The sequence below is a fragment of the Mesorhizobium sp. genome, assembly GCF_005063415.1.
Classification (GTDB): domain Bacteria; phylum Pseudomonadota; class Alphaproteobacteria; order Rhizobiales; family Rhizobiaceae; genus Mesorhizobium.
On record NZ_SUEG01000014.1, the window covers coordinates 42,662 to 60,371 of the forward strand.

At 63.7% G+C, this 17,710-nt stretch carries 18 protein-coding genes; 12 read left to right on the forward strand and 6 right to left on the reverse strand.

Going from position 1 to position 17,710, the window contains the following annotated elements; all coding sequences use genetic code 11:
• Positions 1-207: 207 nt before the first annotated feature.
• From cyoD to cyoA, 4 genes are read right to left on the reverse strand one after another with little or no spacing between them, the layout of a single operon-like run.
• Positions 208-636 (reverse strand): cytochrome o ubiquinol oxidase subunit IV, encoded by a 429-nt coding sequence (cyoD, locus tag E5W70_RS06550; RefSeq protein WP_292655484.1) that lies wholly within the window; start codon positions 634-636, stop codon positions 208-210.
• The gene (gene cyoC, locus E5W70_RS06555; protein WP_292655487.1) at positions 633-1,286 is read right to left on the reverse strand and encodes a cytochrome o ubiquinol oxidase subunit III; all 654 of its coding nucleotides are present in this window, start codon (positions 1,284-1,286) and stop codon (positions 633-635) included. The genes cyoD and cyoC overlap by 4 nt, the downstream gene beginning before the upstream one ends.
• Positions 1,283-3,289 (reverse strand): cytochrome o ubiquinol oxidase subunit I, encoded by a 2,007-nt coding sequence (gene cyoB, locus E5W70_RS06560; RefSeq protein WP_292655489.1) that lies wholly within the window; start codon positions 3,287-3,289, stop codon positions 1,283-1,285. Before cyoB ends, cyoC begins: the two co-directional genes overlap by 4 nt.
• Positions 3,290-3,291: 2 nt before the next feature.
• Positions 3,292-4,215 carry a ubiquinol oxidase subunit II gene (gene cyoA, locus E5W70_RS06565; protein WP_292655491.1) on the reverse strand — a complete coding sequence of 308 codons (924 nt, stop codon included), beginning with the start codon at positions 4,213-4,215 and terminating at the stop codon, positions 3,292-3,294.
• A gap of 300 nt (positions 4,216-4,515) precedes the next feature.
• Between cyoA and E5W70_RS06570 the strand changes: the two genes are divergently transcribed.
• The 12 genes from E5W70_RS06570 to E5W70_RS06625 all read left to right on the forward strand — a co-directional run bounded on the left by E5W70_RS06570 (position 4,516) and on the right by E5W70_RS06625 (position 16,981).
• On the forward strand, positions 4,516-4,767 hold the full coding sequence (locus E5W70_RS06570) for a hypothetical protein (protein ID WP_292655495.1): 252 nt from the start codon (positions 4,516-4,518) through the stop codon (positions 4,765-4,767).
• 48 nt (positions 4,768-4,815) lie between these two features.
• Positions 4,816-5,958: an extracellular solute-binding protein gene (locus E5W70_RS06575; protein ID WP_292655498.1), complete on the forward strand. Its 1,143-nt coding sequence runs from the start codon at positions 4,816-4,818 to the stop codon at positions 5,956-5,958.
• Positions 5,958-6,809, forward strand: a complete 852-nt coding sequence (locus E5W70_RS06580) for an IclR family transcriptional regulator (RefSeq protein WP_292655501.1) — start codon at positions 5,958-5,960, stop codon at positions 6,807-6,809. Before E5W70_RS06575 ends, E5W70_RS06580 begins: the two co-directional genes overlap by 1 nt.
• 23 nt (positions 6,810-6,832) lie before the next feature.
• Positions 6,833-7,864 carry a sugar ABC transporter substrate-binding protein gene (locus tag E5W70_RS06585; protein WP_292655503.1) on the forward strand — a complete coding sequence of 344 codons (1,032 nt, stop codon included), beginning with the start codon at positions 6,833-6,835 and terminating at the stop codon, positions 7,862-7,864.
• 138 nt (positions 7,865-8,002) lie between these two features.
• A complete protein-coding gene (locus tag E5W70_RS06590; protein ID WP_292655506.1) occupies positions 8,003-8,986 on the forward strand; it encodes an ABC transporter permease in 984 nt (327 codons plus the stop codon).
• Entirely contained in the window at positions 8,976-10,508 is a 1,533-nt protein-coding gene (locus E5W70_RS06595; protein WP_292655508.1) for a sugar ABC transporter ATP-binding protein, read from the forward strand. Before E5W70_RS06590 ends, E5W70_RS06595 begins: the two co-directional genes overlap by 11 nt.
• A gap of 59 nt (positions 10,509-10,567) precedes the next feature.
• Complete coding sequence (locus E5W70_RS06600) at positions 10,568-11,563, forward strand: ABC transporter permease (protein WP_292655510.1); 996 nt, start codon at positions 10,568-10,570, stop codon at positions 11,561-11,563.
• A gap of 1 nt (position 11,564) precedes the next feature.
• A complete protein-coding gene (locus E5W70_RS06605; RefSeq protein WP_292655512.1) occupies positions 11,565-12,350 on the forward strand; it encodes an SDR family NAD(P)-dependent oxidoreductase in 786 nt (261 codons plus the stop codon).
• 17 nt (positions 12,351-12,367) lie between these two features.
• A complete protein-coding gene (locus E5W70_RS06610; RefSeq protein WP_292655515.1) occupies positions 12,368-13,573 on the forward strand; it encodes a CaiB/BaiF CoA-transferase family protein in 1,206 nt (401 codons plus the stop codon).
• A gap of 2 nt (positions 13,574-13,575) precedes the next feature.
• A complete protein-coding gene (locus E5W70_RS06615; protein ID WP_292655518.1) occupies positions 13,576-14,361 on the forward strand; it encodes an enoyl-CoA hydratase/isomerase family protein in 786 nt (261 codons plus the stop codon).
• Positions 14,358-16,133 (forward strand): CoA-transferase, encoded by a 1,776-nt coding sequence (locus tag E5W70_RS06620; protein WP_292655520.1) that lies wholly within the window; start codon positions 14,358-14,360, stop codon positions 16,131-16,133. The genes E5W70_RS06615 and E5W70_RS06620 overlap by 4 nt, the downstream gene beginning before the upstream one ends.
• 14 nt (positions 16,134-16,147) lie before the next feature.
• Positions 16,148-16,981, forward strand: coding sequence for an SMP-30/gluconolactonase/LRE family protein (locus E5W70_RS06625; protein WP_292655523.1), 834 nt, complete (start codon positions 16,148-16,150; stop codon positions 16,979-16,981).
• A 32-nt stretch (positions 16,982-17,013) separates the two neighbouring features.
• Here E5W70_RS06625 and E5W70_RS06630 read toward each other — a convergent pair whose 3' ends face one another.
• Both E5W70_RS06630 and E5W70_RS06635 read right to left on the reverse strand, forming a co-directional pair.
• Positions 17,014-17,355: a hypothetical protein gene (locus E5W70_RS06630; RefSeq protein WP_292655526.1), complete on the reverse strand. Its 342-nt coding sequence runs from the start codon at positions 17,353-17,355 to the stop codon at positions 17,014-17,016.
• 148 nt (positions 17,356-17,503) lie between these two features.
• The coding region (locus E5W70_RS06635) for an EF-hand domain-containing protein (RefSeq protein WP_292655528.1) at positions 17,504-17,710 on the reverse strand (207 nt) is incomplete at its 5' end.

Consider the following 17,710-nt stretch of genomic DNA (forward strand, 5'->3'; position numbering starts at 1 on the left):
AATGTTCCGGGCAACGGCGCGCTATCCGGTTTGACCGAGTTGCGGCGATCGGAACATCGGCGGCTCATGGTTTTTATGCGGGAGCCTCAGACAGGGAGATGGATGTGCTCAAGGAGGCCGCGCCGCGCGCCCTGGGAGAGGCCGAGGTCGTCCGCTCGAGACCGAGCTCGCTGTCGCATGAACTGCGGCCAACGGCCGGAATAATCCCTAGCGGTTCATGTCCATGTTCGCGTTCATCGGCATCAAATTGTGGTCGAGATTGGCCATGATCCAGATCGAGCCGCCGATCACCAGCACAACGATCAGCACGCCGAAGGCAAGTGCCAGGGCGTTGTTCGTGTTGTCCGGCCCCGTCGTGATGTGCAGGAAGAAGACGAGATGCACGCCCATCTGGGCGATCGCAAGCACGACCAGCGCCACCGGAATGCCGGGTGCCCATATCAGGTTCGTTCCGGGCAACCAGAATGAGGCGATGGTCAGCAGCGTTGCCAGCCCGAGGCCGATCACATAGCCGCGGAGCCCGGATCCGACCTCGGCGTCGCCGAGGTATTCGTCACCCGGCGCCGTATCGATGTCGTAGCGCTCCAGGCCATCGATGTCGCGCCGTTGCGCGTGGCGATCGTCCGCATTGCTCATCGACTTGCTCCCAGGAGATAGACCACCGTGAACAGGGCGACCCAGATGATGTCGAGGGCGTGCCAGAACAGGCTGAAGCACATGAAACGCCGAAGAATATCGTCGCGGAATCCCTTGGCGAAGATCTGCGCCATCATCGTGAGCAGCCACAGCAGCCCCGCCGTGACGTGAAGGCCGTGGCATCCCACCAGCGTGAAGAACGCCGACAGGAAAGCGCTGCGCGTCGGTCCGGCACCGCTGGCAACCATATGCGCGAACTCGCGCAACTCGAGCAGGATGAAGGTGGCGCCGAGCACGAAGGTGACAGCCATCGCGACATAGAACCAGGAGCTTCGTCGCGCTGTCACGGCGAGGCTGGCGAGACCGCAGGTAAAGCTCGACAAAAGCAAAGCGGCAGTCTCGATCGCGACGTTGCGCAGGTCGAACAGCTCGGCTCCGCTTGGTCCGCCCGCCGTCTTGCCCGCCAGCACGGCGTAGGCCGCGAAGAAGGCCGAGAACATCACGATGTCGCTCAGAAGGAAGATCCAGAAGCCGTAGCCCACGACGATCCGGATCGGTGCCGGGCCGCTGTCGCCGTGGCCGGGTGCATGGCCGTGGCTGCGATGGCCGAGGCGGTAAGGGTCACGCTCTCGAACGTCGATCGCGGTCATGGCCTTGGCCCCGTCTGAGTGGCCAGCGCCTCGCGGCGGGCACTTCGGTTGGCGCGGTCGATCCGGGCGACTTCGGCGGCAGGAATGACGTATTCGGGGATGTCGCGCCACGCGAATACGACGAAGGTGGCGAAAGCACCGAGCGCGCCGAGCGCCACCATCCACCAGATGTGCCAGATGAGGGCGAAGCCCATCACGGTCGCAAAGAAGGCGCAGATGAACCCGGTGGGACTGTTGCGCGGCATCTCGATCGGCTCGTATTCAGGCTCGTCGCGCAGCCGGTTTTGCTCGCGTGCCCGCTGCTTGATGTTCCAGTAGGGCTCTTCGCCCTCGACATGCGGAAGCGCGGCGAAGTTGAAGACCGGCGGCGGCGAGGGCGTGGCCCATTCCAGCGAGCGCCCGTCCCAGGGATCCCCGGTGGCATCTCGAAGCGCCGCACGCTGCCGGATGCTGACGACGAGTTGTATGATCTGCGCGACCACGCCGGCGGCGGTGATTAACATGCCGGCGCCGGCAACCAGCACCCAGGGATACCAGGCCGGCACGTCGAAATGCTGCATGCGGCGGGTCATGCCGAGCAGGCCGACAGCGTAGAGCGGCACGAAGGTGGCGTAGAACCCGATCAGCGTCAGCCAGAAGGCCAGCTTGCCCCAGCCCTCGTGCAGCCGGAAGCCGAATGCCTTGGGAAACCAGTAGGTATATCCCGCGAAGGCGCCGAACAGCACACCGCCGATGATGACGTTATGGAAATGCGCCACCAGGAACAGGCTGTTGTGGAGCAGGAAATCGGCCGGCGGCACGGCCAGCAACACGCCCGTCATGCCGCCGATGACGAACGTCACCATGAAGCCCAGCGACCACAGCATTGGCGTCGCAAAGCGGATGCGGCCGCCATACATGGTGAACATCCAGTTGTAGATCTTCACGCCGGTACCGACAGCGATAATGCTGGTGGCGATGCCGAACGCGGCGTTGACGTCGGCGCCGGCGCCCATGGTGAAGAAGTGGTGCAGCCACACCATGAAGGAGACGATGCAGATGAAGAGCGTCGCGGCCACCATCGAGCGGTAGCCGAACAGCGGCTTGCTGGAAAACGTGGAGATGACCTCCGAGAAGATGCCGAACGCCGGCAGGACAAGGATGTAGACCTCGGGATGGCCCCAGGCCCAGATCAGGTTCACGAACATCAGCATGTTGCCGCCGGCTTCATTGGTGAAGAAATGAAAGCCGAAATAGCGGTCGAGCGTCAGCATCGCGAGCGTCGCGGTGAGGACCGGGAACGCGGCGACGATGAGCAGGCTGGCGGCGAGTGAGGTCCAGCAGAACATCGACATCCTGAGGTAACTCATGCCGGGCGCCCGCATCTTCAGGATCGTGGTGACGAAATTGATGCCGGTGAGCAGCGTTCCGACGCCCGCTATCTGCACTGCCCACAGATAATAATCGACGCCGACGCCCGGCGAGTAGGCGGTCTCGCTGAGCGGCGGATAGGGCAGCCATCCGGTGCGCGCGAATTCGCCGATCACCAGCGAGATGTTGACCAGCAGCGCACCGGTGGCGGTGAGCCAGAAACTCACCGAGTTGAGCGTTGGAAAGGCAACGTCGCGGACGCCGAGCTGCAGCGGCACGACCAGGTTCATCAGGCCGATGACGAACGGCATCGCCCCGAAAAAGATCATGATGGTGCCGTGGGCGGAAAAGACCTGGTTGAAGTGGTCGGGCGGCAGATAGCCGGGCGCCTGGAAGGCGAGGGCCTGCTGGGACCGCATCATGATGGCGTCGCTGAAGCCGCGCAGCAGCATCAGCAGCGCCAGCAGCGTGTACATCACGCCAATCCGCTTGTGATCGACGCTGGTGATCCATTCGCGCCACAGATAGGGGAAATGGCCTGCCAGGAACACCCAGGCCAGCACGCCGAGGATTGCCAGGGCGACGACCGCCGAGGCGATCATCGGCAGAGGCTGATCGAACGGAATGACGTCCCAGCTCAATTTTCCGAGCATTGTCAGCCTCCTGTCTTGGGCAATACGCTCGGCTCGGGGCGACCGGCCTGGGGGCCGGGCGCGGGCGGAACGCCCTGCGTCGCGATTTCATGGAAAAGGTCCGGCTCGACCGAGCGATAGGTCGAAGGCGGCACGTCCAGGCTCTGTCTGGCCAGTTCCTGGTAGCTGGCCTTGTCGAGTGCCTGTCCCTGGTTTCGCGCCGAATTGACGAATGCATCGAAGGCGTCCGCCGCGACGGCATGCAGCACGAATTGCATGCCTGGAAAACCGTCGCCGCTGAAATGGGCCGACCGCCCATAGAATTCGCCCTGCTGATCCGCCTGCAGGTGAAGCTGCGTCGTCATGCCGTTCATCGTGTAGATCATGCCGCCGAGCTGAGGCACGAAGAACGCGTTCATGACGCTTGCCGAGGTGAGCGAGAAATGCACCGGCCTGCCCGCCGGCACCACAAGCTGGTTGATGCTCGCGACATTCTGCTCGGGGTAGATGAACAGCCATTTCCAGTCGAGCGAGACGACCTGCACCTCAAGCGGCTTTTGCTGGGAATCCAGCGGCTTCATTGGATCGAGGTCATGTGACCCGATCCAGATGATGCCGCTCAGAAACAGGATGACGAGGATGGGGATCGACCAGACGACCAGTTCGATGCGTCCGGAATAGGCCCATTCCGGCAGATACCGCGCTCTTGTGTTGGTCTCACGGAACCACCAGGCAAAACCGAGCGTCGCCACGATCGTCGGGACGACGATGGCCAGCATGATGGCGACCGAATTGAGCAGGATCGTGCGCTGCGCCGCGCCGACGGGCCCTTGCGGGTCGAGCACGCCGCCCTGGCAGCCGGCAAGCAGCCCGGCAAGAAGCATCGTCGCACCGACGCGGCCAAGACGGATGACGGCACAATTTCGAGCGATCGCCCTCAGCAACATGAGATCTCGCCATTTCCTGAAAACCGATTGGAACGTTGCAGGCAGCGTGGCTGCCAACCCCGAATGTGCGCGCCGGTGTGCTCCTGGCGACAGTTTCGTCACGCATGCGGCTCCGGCTGGCAGAACCACATGCGGCGGACGTCATCGTTAAGCGGTCGACCTGTCGAGAACCCCTCCAAATCCTAACGAACCAGTGGCAAATCCCAAGAGACCAGAGCCAAATTCTAAGAAACCAGAAACAGGACCCAGATCGAAGTTATCGCCAGAAACGTGGCGAATGCCAAGGCGGTAAACCGGTTCATGGCCGCGCCCACGGTTGGTCCATTTGGCCCGCTCTCTGCGACGTGGCTATTAATTCCAGTGATGCTGCTCAAGATGGTTGCGCCAACCGAACGAATGTTCGTCGCGAAAGTTCCAAAAAGCCAGACCCGTCGCAGCCTTTGGTTGCAGGCCGGCGGCAACGCGATGCGCAACCAGCGGCCGTTGGGAGGCTTTCCTGCCAAACGGAAAAGCGAGGCGTTTTGCGTATGTAAAAATTACTTGTCTAGGTGAAAATACTTGCTACTAATCGGCTGGGCCGGTTCAGGGAGGAATTTCGGCATGACAAGACTGCGCGGCCTCGCGTGGGATCACCGACGCTGCTGGGGTCCGCTCGACGCCAGCATCGGGCCGTACTGTGCCGCCAATCCCGCTCTTGAGATCGAATGGGACCGCCGCAGCCTCTACGAGTTCGGCGAGGGCGCGCTTGGTCCGGTGCTCGGCGCCTATGATCTTGTCGTGTTCGATCATCCGTTCATCGGCGATATTGCCGAAGGCGGGCTGATGGTGCCGTTCGATTTGTCGGCTGAGCAGCGCCGCGGCTTCGAACGGGATTCGGTCGGCGCATCCTGGCAATCCTACGCAAGGGACGGGCGCCAATGGGCGTTGCCGATCGATGCTGCCTGTCAGGTTGCCTCGTATCGCCCCGATCTCATGGAGCGCTACGGACCGCTGCCGCGCAGCCATGACGAGGTGCTGGAGCTCGGCCGGCGCGTCTTGAAGGACGGCAAATGGCTTGGGCTGCCGTTGGTGCCGACTGACGCCATGTGCCTGCTTTTGACGCTCAGTGAGCCCAGCGAAAGCGACGACGAGTTCATCGCTGGGGAAAAAATCGAGCAGGCCGTCCGGCAGTTGCGCCAGCTTGCGGCGCTGTCGCATCCGAACTCGCCGAAATGGAACCCGATCCGCTGCTACGATCATATGATCGCGCATGACGACGTGGTCTACGTGCCGTTCGCCTTCGGCTATGTGAACTATGCCTCCAAGGCAGACAGGCCGTATCTGCGCTTCGCCGACGTGCCGACGCCGCGATCCGCCGGCGCCTTGCTCGGTGGCGCCGGCATCGGCGTCAGCGCCCAATCGAAACACAAGCAGGCAGCCATCGATTACGCGCTGTTTCTGTGCTCGCCCGGCTATCAGCGCGGCGACTATGTGAAATCCGGCGGACAGCCGGGATCGCTGGCGGCATGGCAAGATGGCGAGGTCAACGCTCTCTCAGGCGGCTTCTTCGCCTCGACGCTGGCGACGATCGAAGCCTCCTATCTGCGCCCGACCCATCCGGGCTTCATCAGCTTCTTCCGCCAATGCGCCCCTCATGCCGCGGCGGCCATCGCCGGCGAATTGCCGGCGGCGGAGCTCGCGGACCGGCTGAACCGGCTCTATCGCGAGACCAGGCATGGCCAGCCGCAAAGGAGCGTCGCGTAATGGCCACCGATATTGCCCAGATCGTCGACGAAGGCGAAAGCGGCCGCAACGGCTACCGCGTGCCTGCGGTGGAGAAGGCGCTCGACATCCTGGAATTCATGGCTGCCAGCGGCGAGCCGCTGACCCAGACCGAGATCGCCACGGGAATGGGGCGCTCCATTCACGAGATCTACCGCATCCTGCTGCTGCTGGAGAAGCGCGGCTACATTTTCCGGACGCAATCGGACCGCTTTCGCCTGTCGCTGAAGCTGTTCGAACTGGCGCATATGCATCCGCCGGTAAACCGCCTGGTCGAATGTGCGCTGCCGGTGATGCGCGGCCTCGCCGCCAATGCCGACCAGAGCTGCCATCTGGTCGTGCGCGAAGGCGAGAGCGCACTGGTCGTGCTGCAGATCGATTCGCCTTTGCCGATGCGATATTCGGTTGCCCTCGGCTCGCATTTCCCGATCCTCGAAACGAGTTCCGGCGCGGTGCTGCTGGCGCATTCGAGCCGCGCCGAGCGCGACCGCATCGTCGAGCGGATCGTCGCTGCAGGCGAAGGCCAAGGCAGCCGGGTGGAAATCGAAGCGCGGCTGAACGAAGTCGCAAGGCTCGGCTATGAAATGCGCGCCTCGCTGGCTGTCGAGGGCTGCACCAACATCTCGATGCCGGTGCGCGACCATACCGGCGCCGTCATTGCCGCGCTCACCGTCCCCTTCCTGCCGCAGAAGGCCGCCCGCTTCGATCGCAACACCGTCTTCGAGCGGACGAAGGCGGCGGCCGAGACGATATCGGCGGCGCTGGGCGCGGGCGAAGCTGCCGCCTCTTCACATGCCGACCCGGAACGGCGGGACTATCCGTTCAGCAACTGACAAGAAATACAGGGAGAAGAAACATGAACTGGTCCAAATCGATGCTGTTTGCCTCGGCGGCCGCGCTGGCTCTGAGCGCCGCCGCAGCACACGCCGAAAACATGCCTAAGCGCATCGGCTACGTCACCAATTATGCCACGCACGAGTGGTATCAGAACGTCATCAAGGGCATGCAGGCCCGCGCCAAGGAACTCGGCATCGAGCTCGAGGTGCAGGACGCCAATCTCGACATCGCCAAGGAGGTTTCCGCCGCCGAAGACTTCATGGCCAAGGGCGTCGACGTGCTGATTGTCACGCCCGTCAACGAGGAGGGCGTGGTGCCGCTGCTGCGCCAAGCGAAATCCAACAACGTTCCGGTCGTGCTCGAAGGCAATCCGGTCAAGGGCATGACCACAATGGTCGCGATCTGCGACTACGACACCGGCTACACCGCCGGCGCCGAAGCCGGCAAATACGCCAAGGAAAAGCTCGAAGGCAAAGCCAAGGTGATGAATGTCGGCCTGCCGCTGCTGTCCGCCACGGTGCTGCGGTCGCAGGGTTTCATGGACGGCCTGAAGACCATCATCCCCGACGCGGTCATGGTCCACGACCTCGATGGCGGTGGCAATCCCGATCGCGCGCTCGAGGTCTCTTCGGCGGCACTTGCCAAGAACGCCGACATCAACATCATCTACGGCATCAACGATTCCTCGTCGCTCGGCGGCCTTCAGGCCTGGAAAGCGGCCGGCAAGTCGCAGGACAGCCTGTTGACGGTCGGCACCGGCGGCGAAGGCCTCGCCTTCATCAATGCCATGCAGAACGAGCCGTCCTATCGAATCGAGGCCGCGATGTTCCCGGAAAAGGAAGGCTACACCGCCATCGATGCAGCGGTTAAGCTCTTCAACGGCGAAGAGGTGCCGGAACACATCGTCAGCCCGACCGCGCCGATGAACGGCGACGACTGGAAGAAGTTCTACGACTACGACGGCACCACACGAACGATCAAATGGGACGCCGTCAATGCGCTTCAGCCGCCGGAAAAATGCATGAAAACTTCCGCCGACCTGAAGAAGTAAGGAGTCCGGGTAGCCCTTCCCGCACGGCGGGAAGGGCATCGGATCGGATGCAGACGGCAAAACAGGTCAACCGCCCTGTTTTGGCCGGCAGTTTCCAAACGGCGACGGCACCCGATGCGGCCCCGAAATGAAATGGACATGAGCGAGCTTACGCAATCCTCCGCGCCAAGCCGTTTCATCGGCGGCCAGCTGCTGGGCAGCAGCCAGCTGGTGCTCGGCGTGATCCTGGCCGTGCTCTGCATCGCCATCTCGATTGCGGCGCCGCAATTCTACTCCGAGGCCAACATCATCGCCATCCTGCGCCAATGCGCGCTGGTGCTGATCGTTGCCTCCGGCATGACGATGCTGATCATCACCGCGGAGGTCGATCTGTCGGTCGGTGCATCGCTGGCTTTTGTCGGCTGCATCGGCATGGCCGTGCTCAATTCGACGCACAGCCTGACGCTCGGGCTGCTGGCGGCGCTCGCCTTTTCCGGTGCGGTCGGCCTGTTCAACGGCCTGGTTGTCACCAGGCTCAAGGTGAACTCGCTGATCGCCACCATCGGCACCATGATGATGCTGCAGGGCGGCGTCTATCTGTTCACCCGCGAAGCGGTGCAGAACCACCACCGGCTTGCAAGCTTCACCGATCTCGGCGCCGGCTATATCGGCGCGATCCCGCTGCCCGTGGTCATTGCCGCGCTGATTTTCGCGCTGGCCGCGGCAACGCTGCGCTTCACCACGCTCGGCCGCTATCTCTACGCTGTCGGCGCCAATGAGCGCGCGGTTCGTCTCTCCGGCGTGCGTTCGGAACGGCTGAAACTGTTCGCCTTCGTCGTTACCGGCCTTTGCGTCGGCGTGGCCGGCATGATCCTGTCGTCGCTGATGAATGCCGGCCAGCCGACCGCCGGCCGTGGCTTCGAGCTGACGGTGATTGCCGCCGTCATCCTCGGCGGCACCAGCCTGCTTGGCGGCCGCGGCTCGCTGCTCGGCACGCTGCTTGGAGTGCTGGTGCTGAAGGTCATCGACAACGGCATCATCATCCTCGGCTGGAACCAGGACCTGCAGATGGTGGTGCCGGGCATCGTCATCATCCTGGCGACCTATCTCGACATCGTGCGGAACAGAGCCAATGTCGGTTGATTTCCTTCACCCCGGCGAAACCGTGGCTATCGACAAAAGCGTGCCGGCGCTGGAGATGCGCGGCATCGGCAAGCGCTTTCCCGGCGTGGTGGCGCTGGACAATGTCGACCTCACCCTGGAGCCGGGCAAGATCCACGCTTTGATGGGCGAGAACGGCGCCGGCAAGTCGACGCTGATCAAGATCATGGCCGGGGTCTACGGCAAGGATGCCGGCACCGTCCGCCTGCGCGGCCGCGAGGCCGATATCAAGTCGCCGCGCGACAGCCTGAAAGAGGGCATCAAGGTGGTGTTCCAGGAGATCGCTCTGATCGCCGAATTCAGCGTCGCCGAAAACATCTTCCTGGAGGGCTATCCGACCGGCAAAGGCGGCTCGATCGACTGGAAGAAGATCCGTGCCGATGCGGCCGCTCTGTTCAAGCGCATCGGCTTCAACGTCGACCCGGCGGCGCGCACGGGATCGCTGCCGGTCAGCCAGCAGCAGATGGTCGAGATTGCCCGCGCGCTCGCCCACGAAGCCCGCGTCGTGGTGATGGACGAGCCCACCTCCTCGCTGACGCCGAACGAGGTCTCGCTGCTGTTCACCGTCATTCGCCGGCTGGCCGCGCTCGGCATCGCCGTGCTCTATGTCAGCCACAAGCTCGACGAGGTCTTCGAGATCGCCGACACCGTGACCGTCCTGCGCGACGGCCGCCATGTCTCGACCAGGCCGATCGGCGAACACACCAACGACACGCTGATCCAGGACATGATCGGCCGGCGCATCGAAAACCTGTTCCCGCGCAAGCGCGGCGCGCCGGGCAGCAAGGTCGCGCTTTCCGTTGAAGGGCTCAGCACCGCCAAGAAGCTGAAGGATGTGTCGTTCGAGGCGCATGCCGGCGAGGTCCTCGGCTTCTTCGGCCTGATGGGGGCCGGCCGGACCGAGCTCGCCAAGGCCATCGTCGGCTACGACCCGATCACTTCCGGCACCATAGCGGTCGATGGCAGCCGGCTGCTGCCGCATGACACCCACACCGGCGTCCGGCTCGGCATCGGCCTGCTCACCGAGGACCGCAAGAGCGAGGGGCTGATGGGCGAGTTGCCGGTCTACCAGAATGCCAGCCTCGCCTCACTCAGCGCCTTCGCCAGAATGGGCTTCGTCGACAAGGCCAGCGAACGCAAGGCGGTGCAGGATTATGTCGACCGTTTCCGCATCCGGACGCCCAGCCTGTTCCAGCAGGTCAAGAACCTGTCCGGCGGTAACCAGCAGAAGGTGCTGATCTCGCGCTGGCTGATGCGAGGTCTCAAGGTGATCGTCGTCGATGAACCGACCCGCGGCATCGACGTCGGCGCGAAGTCGGAGATTTTTGCGCTCATCGACCGGCTCGCCGGCGAAGGCCTGGCGGTCGTCATGATGACGTCCGAAATGCCCGAGCTGCTGGGGCTTGCCGACCGCATCGCGGTGATATGCGAAGGCCGCCTCACCGCGATCATGCCTCGCGACAAGGCCACGCAGGAGAACATCCTCAATGCGGCGATCGGATAGATGATGCTTCGCGACAGCATTCCCTGTCATTCGGCCGACGCTTTCGAAGGGACCAAGCGATGAGCCTGGTAAGCACCGACACCATGAAACCTGGGCCGTCCATGCTGGCGCGGCTCGTCGCGCGGCAGGAATTGGCATTGCTCCTCTGCCTCATCCTGGTGATCGCGTTCTTTTCCTTCACCGCCGAGAATTTCTTCTCGGTGCGCAACATCACCAATGTGCTCGGTCAGGCTTCGCTGGCGCTGACCGCCGGCATCGGCTGCGCCATCGTCTTCATGTCCGGCGAGGTCGACATCTCGATAGGCTCGCTGCTGGCGACCATCGCGCTGCCGCTGATCATCATCATGAACGACACGAATTCGCTTGTGCTCGGCATCGGCGGTGCGCTGCTGTTCGGGCTGATCATCGGCGTTGTGAACGGCTATCTGACTGCCTATGCCGGCATCAACTCGCTGATCGTGACCCTGGGCACGATGTTCATCATGCGCGGCGGCGTTTATCTCTATACCGGCCAGCGCGCCATTCCAGACGATGCCGCGCTCGACAGCTTCATCGCGCTGTCGGACGGCCGCCTGTTCAATATCATTCCCTATTCGGCGGTTATCGCCATCGTCCTGCTCGCCGTCTTCGCCTACATGATGCAGCACCGGCCGTTCGGACGACAGATCTATGCCGTCGGCGGCAATCCGGAAGTGGCACGGCTGGCAGGTTACGACGTGCGCCGCGTCAAGTTCATCTGCTTCATCATCAGCGCGCTGCTGGCAACGGTAGCCGGCATCATCCTGGCAGCCCGCGTCGGTTCGGCGCAGCATACGGCCGGGCTGAATTTCGAGTTCCAGGTCGTCGCCGCCACCGTGCTCGGCGGGGTGAGCCTTGCCGGCGGCATCGGCAGCCTGACCGGCATGGCGCTCGGCGTGCTGATCCTGCAGTTCCTGTCCAACGGGCTGCGCGGTCTCGGCCTGCCGACCGAGTGGCAACTGGTCATCACCGGCATGATCATCATTGCCGCCGTCGCCTTCGACGAAGCAAAGCGCCGGCGCGCCATTGGAGGCTGATATGGATCGTCTCAAAGGGAAAACCGCAATCGTTACCGGCGCCGCCGACGGCATCGGCCATGCGATCAGCGAGGCGATGGCAAGGGAAGGCGCGCACGTCTTCCTCGGCGACATCGCCGACGAGAAGGGTGAAAAATTCGCCGCGGAACTGCGCACCGCCGGCCATCGCGCCGACTACGTCCATTGCGACGTGGCGGAGGAGGCCGACATCGCCGCCCTGATCGACGCAGCCGTCGGCAAGACCGGCCATCTCGATATTCTCGTCAACAATGCCGCCATCGCCATCGGCGGCATGCCGGTTCACGAAATGAGCGACGAGCAGTGGCACCGGCTGATCGCGGTCAACCTGACCAGCGTGTTCCGCGGCTGCAAATATGCGCTGCCGCACATGATCGCGCAGAAATCGGGCTCGATCGTCAACATGGCCTCGGCACAAGGGCATATAGGGCTCGACGGCTGGACCGCCTATGCCGGCGCCAAGGGTGCGGTGATGGCGATGACGCGCCAGATGGCGGTCGAGTTCGGCCCGCTCAACATCCGCGTCAACTCGATCTCGCCCGGCACCATCAACACGCCGATGAACGACAAGTTGGTCAAGGAGATCGGCGGCAATCTCGCCAAGGCCTGGGTCAAGATGCACCCGCTCGGCCGCATCGGCAAACCGTCCGAAGTGGCCGAAGCCGCCGTCTATCTGGCCTCCGACGCTGCCGGCTTCACCACCGGCACCGACCTGCGCGTCGACGGCGGCCTCACCGCAGCACCCCGCTACGTACCCGACCTACTTTGACAACCAACGAGACAAAAATGAACAAGGCCCTCGAAGGCGTCCGCATTCTCGATTTCAGCCATCTGCTGCAAGGGCCGTTCGCCACGCAGCTGCTCGGCGACATGGGCGCCGACATCATCAAGATCGAGCGTGCCGGCGCCGGCGACATGTTCCGCGGCATGACTTTCTTCGCCAAATGGGTCGGCGGCTCCGAAAGCCCGAATTTCCTCGCCTGGAACCGCAACAAGCGCTCCATCGCGCTCAACCTGAAAAGCCGCAAGGTGCATGCCATCATCATGGACATGGCCAAGAAGGCGGATGTGGTGGTGCAGAATTTCCGCCCCGGCGTGCTCGCCAGGCTCGGCTATGGCTACGAGGATTTCAGGGCGGTCAATCCCGGCATCATCTATTGCTCGGGCTCCGGCTATGGCGAGGAAGGCCCCTATGTCGAGCGTCCCGGTCAGGACATGCTGATCCAGGGACTGTCCGGGCTGATCTCCAACAGCGGCCGCGGCGATCAGGCTCCTGTTCCGGCCGGCGCCGGCCTGGCCGACCAGATCGGCGCCATGAACATGGTCTACGGCATCCTGTCGGCGCTCTACTATCGCGAGAAGACCGGCAAGGGCCAGAAGATCGAGGTCAATCTGCTCGCCGGCATGCTGGCGCATCTCAATCAGGAATATGTCGCCGTGCTCAATCTCGGCGAGGATTTCGTGCGCCCGAATTCAGGCATCGGCCACCCCGGCATGCAGGCGCCGTTCGGTATCTACGAAGCGAAGGACGGCGGCTATGTGTCGATCGCCATGAGCCCGTTCAAGACGCTGTATGAAGTGCTGGAGGCGCCGCAGCTTGCCGTCTACGACGATCTGAAGACGCTGTTCGACAAACGCGACGAGGTGTTCGACAAGGTCAACGCCGAGACCAGGAAGTTTGCGACGCAAGACCTGCTGGCGCGGCTGCTGGCGGCCGACATCTGGTGTGCCGAGGTGAAGGACATCCGCCGCGCAGCCGAGGACCCGCAGGTCAAGCACCTGGGCATGATCACCAGCTACGATCATCCGCGCGGCGGCAAGGTCAGGGTGGTCGCACCGGCAGTCAAGATGAGCGAGACGCCGGCCACCATAGAGCGGCCGGCGCCGCTGGTCGGCCAGCATGGCCGCGAGATACTGGCCGAGTTCGGCCTCTCCAGCGGCGAGATTGCAGCACTTGAGGCGTCCGGCGACATGACCGTGGATGCTGCCTGACGATGAGCGTTTACCAGACACTCACCTTGGAGATATCCGGGCGCGTCGCAGTCGTCACCTTCCGGCGCGCCGATCAGCTCAACGCCATGAACCGGCTGATGCAAAGCGAGATCACCGAGGTTTTCGAGGCGCTGTCGCGGGATGACGGGGTCGGCGCGATCGTGGTGACTGGCGAGGGGCGCGGCTTCATGGCCGGCGCCGACATCAAGGAATATGCCGCCCAGACAGCTATCGAGTTCGACGCCTTCCAGATGGCGGGCACGCGCATGTATGCGGCGGTCGAGAACAACCGCAAGCCGGTCATCGCCGCGGTCAACGGCTTTGCGCTCGGCGGTGGCATGGAGCTGGTGCTGTGCTGCGACATCGTCATCGCCAACCAGTTCGCGAAGCTCGGCCTGCCCGAGATCAAGCTCGGGCTGGTCCCCGGCGGCGGCGGCACGCAGCGCAGCGTCCAAAAGCTCGGCCGCAACCGCGCCAATTTGCTGCTGATGACCGGCGCCATCGTGCCGGCTTCCGAGTTCGTCGGCGCCGGGCTGGTCAACGAGATCGTCGATGCCGAAAGGCTGATGCCGCGGGCGCTGGAACTCGCCGAGATGATCGCCGCCGAACCGGCCGCAGCGATCGAGGGGCTGAAAGCGCTGACAGCGCATGCCGTGTCGGGCGATCTGGCCGGCGGTCTTGCCATGGAGCGCGATGTCCTGGGTGGCCTGTACCGCAGTGAGATCGGCCAGCGTCGCGTCAAGGAATTTGCTGAAAAGAGCGCGGCGCGGCCGAAGGCTGCGAAATGACGTCCCTGGTCAAGCCGAACCGGCCGCGCTTCACCGATGTCGAGGGCCTGGCTGCGATGGTCGGCGGCGGCGACGTCTTCGGTGTCGGTGGCCATCATTTTGCCCGGCTGCCGATCGCCTTGTTGCGGGCCATCGCCCGCTCGGGCGTCAAGCACCTTCGCTATGTCTGCTGGGCCGGCGGCCTGCCACTCGAACTGCTTCTCGAAGCGAATGCCGTGGCGGAGGTCGATATCTGCTTTTCGAGCCTCGATATTTTTGGCTTGCCGCCGCGCTTCCGCGCGGCTGCCGAGACCAATGCCGTGCCGGTCCGCGACTGGACGGCGCTGGCCATGATCCAGGCGTTGCGGGCCGCGCAGCAGAACCTGCCGTCGCTGCCGTTTCAGCTTCCGGAGGGTTCGGGCATGCTGGCGCGCGTGCCCGGCGCGATCGCCGTGCCCGATCCGATCGCGGGAATCACGACCGGGATCATCCCGGCCTTGCGGCTCGATACGTTCGTCGTCCATGCCCAGCGTGCCGACGAGAGCGGCAATGTCCAGATCATCGGGCCACGAGCGCTGGATTTCGCCATGGCCGGCGCGGCGCGCCAGGTGCTGGTCACGGTCGAGGAAATCGTCCCGGTCGGAGCGCTGCGGCATGACGGCCGGCAGAGCATTTTGACCCGCAATCAGGTGTCGGCCATAGCGCTGGCGCCAGGCGGCGCCTATCCCGCCTCCTGCCTGCCATTCTACGTGACGGATTATCAAGCGTTGGCGGGGGCGTTCGCGGCCAAGGAAATACCTTTGTCGGACAGCCTGAGTATGCCTTCGGAAGGCATGCCGGAGCGGGTTCAAGACGCTGCAAAAGTCCGCGCTGAAACAGTCCTCGCAATGCCCGGGCTCATGCACGGCGAAAAGGAGCCGTCCATCGACGAGATCATCGCCGCCCGCATCGCTGCCGAGCTCGACAATGAGAGCTTTGCCAGTGCCGGCGCGGTGTCGCCGCTGGCCAATGTCGCCTACCGGCTGGCCAAGGCGACGCACGCGCCGGACATGATCATCGCCACCATGAGTTGCGGCCATCTCGACATAGCGCCGAGCCCGATGATCCTGTCGCTGATCGAAAGCCTAGATTGCGAGACGGCGGTGGCCCATGCCGGCGGCGACGACACCTATTCGACCTATTACCAGGCCGGCGCAGTGACGCATGAGATTGTCGGTGCCGCACAGGTCGACCGCCGTGGGCGCGTCAACACCATTGCGCTGCGCAAGCGCGACGGCAGCCTCATCCGGCTGCCCGGGCAAGGCGGCATGGCCGATGTCGCCAACATGCATCGCGATTATCTGCTCTACGTCCCCCGCCATTCCGTGCAGTCGCTGGTCGAGGCGGTCGAGATTGCCAGCTCGGCGCGCGGCCTGCTGACACAAGCCGAACGCGAGCCGATGGGCTATCGGACCGGCGCGGCATTGGTGTTCACCGACCTTTGCATCTTTCGGCTCGACCGGCAGAGCCGGCAATTGGCCGTCATCGAGACCATGCCGGGCGTGACGCGCCAGCAGGTCCAGGATGCCACCGGCTTTGCCCTGACATTCGATGCCGATTGCCGCGAGGTTGCGCTGCCCTCGAACGAGACGCTCGACATCCTGCGAAACCGCATCGACCCGCTCGGCCTGCGGCGCCTCGAATTCGTCAGCGCCAAGGAGCGCGGCGCGCTGATTGCCGAGATCCTGGCGGCCGACCGGCTGATGGTCGAGCGCTGTATTGCCGCGCAGCGGTCGCATACCGCAACAGGCTGAAGAGGGGGCGGCGCATGGCAAAGCCGTTGCTCGAAATGTCGGCCGCGAAGGTCTTCTTCGATGGCATCTTCACCAGCCCGCGCGTCGCCCATCCGGAAGGCGTGGCCATCCATCGCGACGGCTCGATCTGGTGCGGCACCGAAACCGGCGACCTGCTGCGCCTCGCCGCCGATGGCAGCTCGGTCGAACGCATGGGCGGCACGGAGGGCTTTCTGCTCGGCATCGCCTTCGATAGCGCGGGAAACTGTTTTGCCTGCGATTTGAGACATTCGGCGATCTTTCGCTGGAATGCCGGAACGGGTCATATGGAACGCTTCGCCTCGGCTGGCATCCGCGTGCCGAACTATCCGATCGTCGACGAGACACGAGGCTGGCTCTACGTGTCGGACAGCGTAGGCGAAGACAACCGCTCCGGCATTTTTCGCTTCGATTTGAAGGCCGGCGAAGGCGGCCTGTGGTGTAGCGAGACCATGGCTTTCGCCAACGGCATGGCGATGGCGCCGGGTGGCAATGGGCTTTACCTCGTGGAAAGCCATGCAGCCTGCGTCAGCTATGTGCCGATCCGTGCCGACGGCACGGCAGGACCTCGCCAGCTCGTCGTGGACCGCGTGAATAACGTCCCCGATGGCGTCGCCGTCGGGCCGGACGGGTCGCTGTTCATCTCGTGCTACGAGCCGAGCCGCATCTATCGTTGGCGAAAAGATAGCGGGCTCGAGGTGCTGATCGAGGATCCGGCGGCAACGACGCTCGCCCATCCCACCAACATCGCCTTCAAGGGCGACAAGCTGTACACCGCAAATCTCGGCCGCTGGCACATCACCGAGATCGACTTGAGGGCGATTTCCTAGATCGGGCCGAAGCGGGCGGCGCTCGCCATGGGCTATTGCAGGCGACCGTGACTGGAGCGGATGCGCAACACCTGCACCCGCGACGGCAGCTCGATCAGGAACTCTTCGTCCCGCTCCAGATGGTGGATTTTCGTCGGATCGCCGCCGGTGAACGCCGCCATCGCCTCGACGTTTTCCCAATAGGAAATCGTCACGAATTCCGAATGGGTCGGCGTGTCCTCGCGAAAGGTCTGCACGCCCAGGGCCTTCTCGATCAGCGGCTTGATGCCGGCCTCGTAATTGTAACTCTCGTAGGCATTCGCCTTTTCAGGCACGGTTCTGCCGCGCCAGATACGAGCGATGGTCGGGGTTTTCTCAGTAGTTCTCTCTGTCATGGCCAACGAATCCCTGCTGGTCTGATTGGTCCGCCGGCGTTCGAGGGCCAGCCAAGGAACGCATCTCCCCGGCTGGCAGCCTGGTATCCAGTTGCCAGCGCTTTTCACCCTCCACGGCCGACAGGCCTCCTGCCGACCGGCAGGAGACTTACTCCTGATCCTCGGCGCCTGCTCCGTGGAAGAAGGACCGGATTTCCTGCATGTCGACGCTGCCGTCACCGTCCTCATCGACCGCGTTGAATATCCGCCCGACGAAATCCTGGACTTCGCTTTGAGAAAGCGCGCCATCGCCGTCCTCATCTACTATGGCGAACATCATTCGCATCTTCGCGCCATGCATCCCGCGTGCAATGCC

Excerpts from the sequence above, each read along its gene's own strand:
- E5W70_RS06625 (WP_292655523.1), top strand. The coding sequence starts at position 16,148 with ATGGCAAAGCCGTTGCTCGAAATGTCGGCCGCGAAGGTCTTCTTCGAT.
- E5W70_RS06570 (WP_292655495.1), top strand. The coding sequence starts at position 4,516 with ATGGCCGCGCCCACGGTTGGTCCATTTGGCCCGCTCTCTGCGACGTGG.
- E5W70_RS06600 (WP_292655510.1), top strand. The coding sequence starts at position 10,568 with ATGAGCCTGGTAAGCACCGACACCATGAAACCTGGGCCGTCCATGCTG.
- cyoD (WP_292655484.1), bottom strand. The coding sequence starts at position 636 with ATGAGCAATGCGGACGATCGCCACGCGCAACGGCGCGACATCGATGGC.
- E5W70_RS06595 (WP_292655508.1), top strand. The coding sequence starts at position 8,976 with ATGTCGGTTGATTTCCTTCACCCCGGCGAAACCGTGGCTATCGACAAA.
- cyoB (WP_292655489.1), bottom strand. The coding sequence starts at position 3,289 with ATGCTCGGAAAATTGAGCTGGGACGTCATTCCGTTCGATCAGCCTCTG.
- E5W70_RS06575 (WP_292655498.1), top strand. The coding sequence starts at position 4,816 with ATGACAAGACTGCGCGGCCTCGCGTGGGATCACCGACGCTGCTGGGGT.
- E5W70_RS06630 (WP_292655526.1), bottom strand. The coding sequence starts at position 17,355 with ATGACAGAGAGAACTACTGAGAAAACCCCGACCATCGCTCGTATCTGG.
- E5W70_RS06580 (WP_292655501.1), top strand. The coding sequence starts at position 5,958 with ATGGCCACCGATATTGCCCAGATCGTCGACGAAGGCGAAAGCGGCCGC.
- cyoC (WP_292655487.1), bottom strand. The coding sequence starts at position 1,286 with ATGACCGCGATCGACGTTCGAGAGCGTGACCCTTACCGCCTCGGCCAT.
- E5W70_RS06605 (WP_292655512.1), top strand. The coding sequence starts at position 11,565 with ATGGATCGTCTCAAAGGGAAAACCGCAATCGTTACCGGCGCCGCCGAC.
- E5W70_RS06585 (WP_292655503.1), top strand. The coding sequence starts at position 6,833 with ATGAACTGGTCCAAATCGATGCTGTTTGCCTCGGCGGCCGCGCTGGCT.
- E5W70_RS06590 (WP_292655506.1), top strand. The coding sequence starts at position 8,003 with ATGAGCGAGCTTACGCAATCCTCCGCGCCAAGCCGTTTCATCGGCGGC.
- E5W70_RS06610 (WP_292655515.1), top strand. The coding sequence starts at position 12,368 with ATGAACAAGGCCCTCGAAGGCGTCCGCATTCTCGATTTCAGCCATCTG.
- E5W70_RS06620 (WP_292655520.1), top strand. The coding sequence starts at position 14,358 with ATGACGTCCCTGGTCAAGCCGAACCGGCCGCGCTTCACCGATGTCGAG.
- cyoA (WP_292655491.1), bottom strand. The coding sequence starts at position 4,215 with ATGTTGCTGAGGGCGATCGCTCGAAATTGTGCCGTCATCCGTCTTGGC.
- E5W70_RS06615 (WP_292655518.1), top strand. The coding sequence starts at position 13,576 with ATGAGCGTTTACCAGACACTCACCTTGGAGATATCCGGGCGCGTCGCA.